The organism is Acidisphaera rubrifaciens HS-AP3, from assembly GCF_000964365.1.
Taxonomy (GTDB): Bacteria; Pseudomonadota; Alphaproteobacteria; order Acetobacterales; family Acetobacteraceae; genus Acidisphaera; species Acidisphaera rubrifaciens.
In genome coordinates, this window is record NZ_BANB01000571.1 from 1 (window position 1) to 5,413 (window position 5,413).

5 protein-coding genes are annotated in these 5,413 nt (G+C 69.9%); 3 read left to right on the forward strand and 2 right to left on the reverse strand.

What is annotated here, in order from left to right:
• On the reverse strand, window positions 1-945 hold a 945-nt coding region (locus B8460_RS14790), incomplete at its 3' end, for a CaiB/BaiF CoA transferase family protein (RefSeq protein ID WP_048862379.1).
• A 472-nt stretch (window positions 946-1,417) separates the two neighbouring features.
• Here B8460_RS14790 and B8460_RS14795 point away from each other — a divergent pair.
• The 3 genes from B8460_RS14795 to B8460_RS14805 all read left to right on the forward strand — a co-directional run bounded on the left by B8460_RS14795 (window position 1,418) and on the right by B8460_RS14805 (window position 4,711).
• Window positions 1,418-2,932: an aldehyde dehydrogenase family protein gene (locus B8460_RS14795; RefSeq protein ID WP_048862380.1), complete on the forward strand. Its 1,515-nt coding sequence runs from the start codon at window positions 1,418-1,420 to the stop codon at window positions 2,930-2,932.
• Between the two features lie 53 nt (window positions 2,933-2,985).
• Window positions 2,986-3,822 carry a formate/nitrite transporter family protein gene (locus B8460_RS14800; RefSeq protein ID WP_048862381.1) on the forward strand — a complete coding sequence of 279 codons (837 nt, stop codon included), beginning with the start codon at window positions 2,986-2,988 and terminating at the stop codon, window positions 3,820-3,822.
• A 67-nt stretch (window positions 3,823-3,889) separates the two neighbouring features.
• Window positions 3,890-4,711 (forward strand): SDR family NAD(P)-dependent oxidoreductase, encoded by an 822-nt coding sequence (locus B8460_RS14805; protein WP_158322880.1) that lies wholly within the window; start codon window positions 3,890-3,892, stop codon window positions 4,709-4,711.
• Window positions 4,712-4,714: 3 nt separating this feature from the next.
• Here the strand turns inward: B8460_RS14805 and B8460_RS14810 are convergent.
• On the reverse strand, window positions 4,715-5,413 hold a 699-nt coding region (locus B8460_RS14810; protein ID WP_048862383.1), incomplete at its 5' end, for a pentapeptide repeat-containing protein.

Sequence of the window (5,413 nt, forward strand, 5' to 3'; positions counted from 1 at the left end):
ATCCACCCACCAGCCGGTCGGGTGGGCGGCGAGCACGGGGGCGAGCGTGTCGGTGACGAGCTGCCGGTTCTGCACCCGCGCCGCGTTGGTGGCGAAGCGCGCATCCTCCAGCAGGTGCGTCAGCGCGAAGTTCTCGCAGAAGCGGCGGAAGGTCGGGTCGTTGCCGATCGACAGCACCATGTGCCCGTCCGCCGTCGCGAACACCTGATACGGCACGATGTTGGGATGCTGGTTGCCCAGGCGCGGCGGGTTTTCGCCCGTCGCGAGGTAGTTCATGCCCTGGTTGGCGAGCCAGGCGACATGGGTGTCGAGCATGCCGATGTCGATCTGCTGCCCCTGCCCCGTCGCCTCGCGGTGGCGGAGTGCCGCCAGCACGCCGATGCAGCCATAGAGGCCGGCGAACAGGTCGGCGACCGGCACGCCCACCTTCTGCGGCAGGCCGTCCGGCTCGCCGGTCAGGCTCATCACCCCGCCCATCGCCTGCACGAGGCTGTCATAGCCGGGCCGGGGCGCATACGGGCCGGTCTGCCCGAAGCCGGTGATGGAGCAGTAGATCAGGCCGGGATGCGCGGCGTGGAGCTGTTCGTAGCCCAGGCCGTATTTGGCGAGCGCGCCGACCTTGAAGTTCTCCACCAGGATGTCGCTCTGCGCGATCAGGCGGCGGGCGATCGCCTGCCCCTCCGGCTGGGCGATGTCGAGGGTGACGGAGCGCTTGTTGCGGTTCACGCCGAGGAAATAGGCGCTCTCGGTCGTGCCGGGCATGACGGGCGGGGCAAAGCCGCGGGTGTCGTCGCCGGCGCCGGGCTTTTCGATCTTGATCACGTCGGCCCCGAGATCGGCGAGCATCTGCACGCAGGTCGGCCCGGCGAGGACGCGGGTGAGGTCGAACACCGTCAGCCCCGCGAGCGGCCCGCCCGACCGTGTCTGTGCACCCTGATCCGCCATCCTGCCCACCCCCTGAAGCGTGTTCGTCCGGACCCGGCTTGGGGCAGAGGCGGTCCGGGTTGTCAAGGAAGGAGGGGCGGGGGGAGCGCATCACTTTGAAATGCAAGTGCTATGCCCCTGCTTCGCGCGCATTTTATCCGGCGCTATAACTATTTCTCAATGGCGCTTACGGAGGCGAGTGGTGTCGGAAGACAGGTTCGGCGATCCCCCGCAGAATGGGAGGCAAGTCAGGTTAACGTCAGGGCATACGGCCGCGCCCCCGTATAACGTCGAGGTATGGGAAAATGGGGTCTTGACAAAGTTGCTGAAGTTTACATCCCGCGAGGACGCCGAGCGGTGTCAGCGCGAGGAGCTGATGCGGTAATCCCTAAAGGCCTCTGAAGCGAGAAGCGGCACCACCGGCCCAAGGCCGGCATTTGGCCTCCCGCCCCGGCGGCGATAGGTTGCCGCAAGACCATCCGGAGGAACCGCCATGCTTGACCGACCGCAGCCCGCCACCCCGCAGGAGCCGACGATGGACGAGCGCGCGCTCGCCCGTGCCCTGTCGGGCCATCACTATATCGGCGGCCGGTTCGTCCCTGCCCGCTCCGGCAAGACGTTCGCGGTGGTCAACCCGGCGACCGGCGAGACCATCGCCGAGGCGGCCGAGGGCGACGCGGCGGACGTGGACGCGGCGGTCGAGGTCGCGGCGGCGGCGCAGAAGGACTGGGCGAAGCTGCCGGCCCGCAAGCGCGGCGCGCTGGTCGCGCAGTGCGCGGCCGTGCTGACGCAGCACAGCGAGGAGCTGGCGCGGCTGATCGCGCTCGAGACCGGCAAGGCGCTGCGCACCGAAAGCCGGGTCGAGGCGGGCGTGGTCGCCGACATCTTCGCCTTCTACGGCGGTCTCGGCAGCGAGCTGAAGGGCGAGAGCGTGCCCTTCGCTCCGGACGTGCTGTCGGTGACGGTGCGCGAGCCGCTGGGCGTGGTCGGCGCGATCATTCCGTGGAACGTGCCGCTGCTGCTGATGGCGCTGAAGGTCGCCCCGGCGCTGGTCGCCGGCAACACGGTGGTCGTGAAGTCCGCCGAGGAGGCGCCGCTGACGGTGCTGCGGCTGTGCGAGCTGCTGGGCCGGGTGCTGCCGGCGGGCGCGTTCAACATGCTGTCCGGCTTCGGCCCGGAATGCGGCGGGCCGCTGGTCGCGCACAGGAAGGTGCGCAAGGTCACGTTCACCGGCAGCGTCGAGGTCGGTCGCATCGTGTCCAAGGCAGCGGCAGAGAAGCTGATCCCCGTCACGCTCGAACTCGGCGGCAAGTCGCCGATGATCGTGTTCGCCGACTGCGACTTCGAGAAGACGGTGATGGGCGCGATCACGTCGATGCGCTTCACCCGCCAGGGCCAGAGCTGCACGGCGGCGAGCCGCATCTATGTCGAGCGGCCGATCTATGACCGGTTCGTCGCGGCGCTGGCCGAGAAGGTCGACGCGATGGTGATGGGCGACCCGCTGGACGAGAAGACCGACATCGGCACCATCATCAGCCCCGACCAGTTCGCCAAGGTGCAGGGCTTCATCGAGGAAGGGCTGAAGACCAAGGGCGCCACCGGGCGCGCGTGCTCCGCCATGCCGAAGGACGCGGCGCTGAAGAAGGGGCTGTTCATCCAGCCGCACATCTTCACCGGCCTGCCCAACGACAGCCGGCTGGTGCAGGAGGAGATCTTCGGCCCGGTGACGGTGGTGTTCCCGTTCGACAATCCCGACGAGGTGCTGGCGGCGGCCAATGACAGCGACTACGGCCTCGCGGCCTCCGTCTGGACCAACAACCTGAAGATCGGGCTGAAGTTCGCCCACGCGCTGGAGGCGGGGCTGGTGCAGGTCAACCAGAACCTCGTGGTGCAGGCCAACCTGTCCTATGGCGGGGTGAAGTCGTCCGGGCTCGGCAAGGAAGCCAGCCTTGAGGCCATGCTGGAACACTTCATGCACAAGAAGACCATCATGGTGAACTATCAGTAGGTCCGGCGTTATCGCTGCGGCCGTGATCGTGCGGCCGCAGCGACGGGGTTCCCATGGATCAGGCCGCCGGCGCGGACTCGCCGCACCTTGAGCAGGACGAGCAGGACCAGGCGGCCGCGCACAGCGCGCCCCGCGCGCTGGTCATACACGAAATCGTCCGCGCCGAGGGCGAGGAGGCGCTGTCGCGCACCGCGTCGGCGCTGCTCTGGTCCGGGCTCGCCGCCGGCCTGTCGATGGGATTCTCCTTCCTCGTCGAGGCACTGATCGCGAGCCGGCTGCCCGATACCCCGATCCGGCATCTGTTCGAGAGCTTCGGCTACTGCATCGGCTTCCTGATCGTCATCCTCGGCCGGCAGCAATTGTTCACCGAAAGCACGCTGACGGTGGTGCTGCCGGTGCTGACGCGCCGCACGGTGGAGGCGGCGGGGGCGCTGCTGCGGCTGTGGGGGATCGTGCTGGCGGCCAACATCGCCGGCACCTGGGTCTTCGCGTGGCTGCTGACCGCGCCCGGCGTGTTCCGGCCGGAGGTGGTGGAAGCACTCGCGACGCTCGCCCGCGCGCCGACCGAGGGCACGTTCCCGGTGACGCTGGTGCGCGCCGTGTTCGCCGGCTGGCTGGTGGCGACGATGGTCTGGCTGCTGCCGAGCGCGCGGTATGCGCGGTTCTTCGTCGTTGTGCTGATCACCTTCGTGGTCGCGCTGGGCGGGCTCGCGCATGTCATCGCCGGATCGGTGGAGGCGGGGTATGCCGTGCTGACGGGCGCGTCCACGATCGGTGCCTATGCGTGGCGATTCCTGGTGCCGACCCTGCTGGGCAACACGCTGGGCGGCGTCGCGTTCGTGGCCTTGCTCAACCACGCCGCCATCGCGCCGGAGATACGTCCCGAGTAGCGCCGCCGGGGCAGGTTCCGGCCGCGCGCGACGTGCTCTAGGCTCGTGCGCAAGCGGGAGGATGCGCATGCAACAGCTCAGGGATCGGGTCGCCTTCATCACCGGGGGTGCGAACGGCATCGGCTATGCCATGGCGGCGAGCTTCGCGCGGGCGGGGATGAAGCTCGCGCTGGCGGACAAGGACGAGGGCGCGCTCGATCGCGCGGTGGGGCGGCTCGCGGACGCGGGCGCCGCGGTGATCGGGGTCAAGGTGGACGTCACCGACCGCGACGCGATGGAGGTCGCGGCGGCGTCGGTGGAGGCGACGTTCGGCGCCGTGCACGTGCTGTGCAACAACGCCGGCATCGGCGCCGCGACGCCGGTTGCGCTGACCACGCCGCAGGAATGGGACGCGACGATCGCGATCAACGTCACCGCGATCTATAACGGCCTGCGCGCCTTCCTGCCGCGCATCCTGCGGCACGGCGAGGGCGGGCACATCGTCAACACCGCGTCGATGGCCGGGCTGGTGCCGACGCCGGGGATGGCGGCCTATTCGGCGAGCAAGTTCGCGGTCGTGGGCCTGACGGAGACGCTGCACCAGGAGCTGCGGCCGCAGGGAATCGGTGTCACGCTGCTGTGCCCCGGCTTCGTGCGCACGGGGCTGATGGACAGCTCGCGCCGCGAGACCGGCGACGCGCCGCCCGATCCGGGCCGCGACGCCGCGCAGGCGCGCATCGACCGCGCCATCGCCGGCGGCATCGAGGCAGAGGTGGTGGGCGAGATGGTGCTCGCCGCGATCCGCGAGGACCGGCTGTACCTGCCGACGACCGCCAAGTACCGCGATCTGATCGAGGGGCGGCTGCGCGCGCTGCTCGCCGCACTCGACGCGCTGCCGCCGGGGCAGTAGCGGCTATTTCGCCGGCAGCCCCTTCGCCCCGTCGGTCTCCGCGCCGTTGAAGTCGGCGCGGTCGAGGCGGGCGCCGGTGAAGTCGGCGCCCTGGAGATGCGCGCCCACGAAATCGGCGTCCGAGAGATCGGCGCCGTTGAAATGCGCGCCGCGCAGCTTCGCGAAGCGGAACGTGACATGGCCGAGGCCGGCGCCGGTGAAGTCCGCGCCGTCGAGGTTGCAGCTCATGAACTCGCTGCGCAGCAGGCCCATCGACTGGTTGGCCATGACGACGGTCATGTGCGCGCCGCGGAAACTGGCGCCGCGCATGTCGTCGAAGGAGAAATGCACGGTGTCGCGGCTGTCCGACAGGTCGGTGCCGACGAAGCTCGCCGCCTGGTCGGGCGTGTTGTCCATGGCGGCGGAGGTGACGATGGTCTGCAGGTTCGCGCCGCGCATGTTGGCATGGTCGAAGCGGGCGCGGATGAACCAGGCGAAGGTGAGGTCCGCGCCGTGCAGGTCGGCGCCGGTCAGGTCGGCGCCCACCAGCTTGACGCCGTGCAGGTTGGCGCCCGCGAGGTTGGCGTGGCGCAGGTCCGCGCCGCTGAGGTCGAGGCCGGTGAGGTCGTCGCCCGCCATGTCGCGCCCCGACAGGTCCGCATGCCCCGCCGGCGCGCCGGCGACGAGGGCGCGCACGTCGGGCGCGGTGAGGTGACCGCCGGT

What these genes read in the sequence shown, in the direction of transcription:
- B8460_RS14800 (WP_048862381.1), top strand. Translation starts at nt 2,986, where the DNA reads ATGGATCAGGCCGCCGGCGCGGACTCGCCGCACCTTGAGCAGGACGAG.
- B8460_RS14795 (WP_048862380.1), top strand. Translation starts at nt 1,418, where the DNA reads ATGCTTGACCGACCGCAGCCCGCCACCCCGCAGGAGCCGACGATGGAC.
- B8460_RS14805 (WP_158322880.1), top strand. Translation starts at nt 3,890, where the DNA reads ATGCAACAGCTCAGGGATCGGGTCGCCTTCATCACCGGGGGTGCGAAC.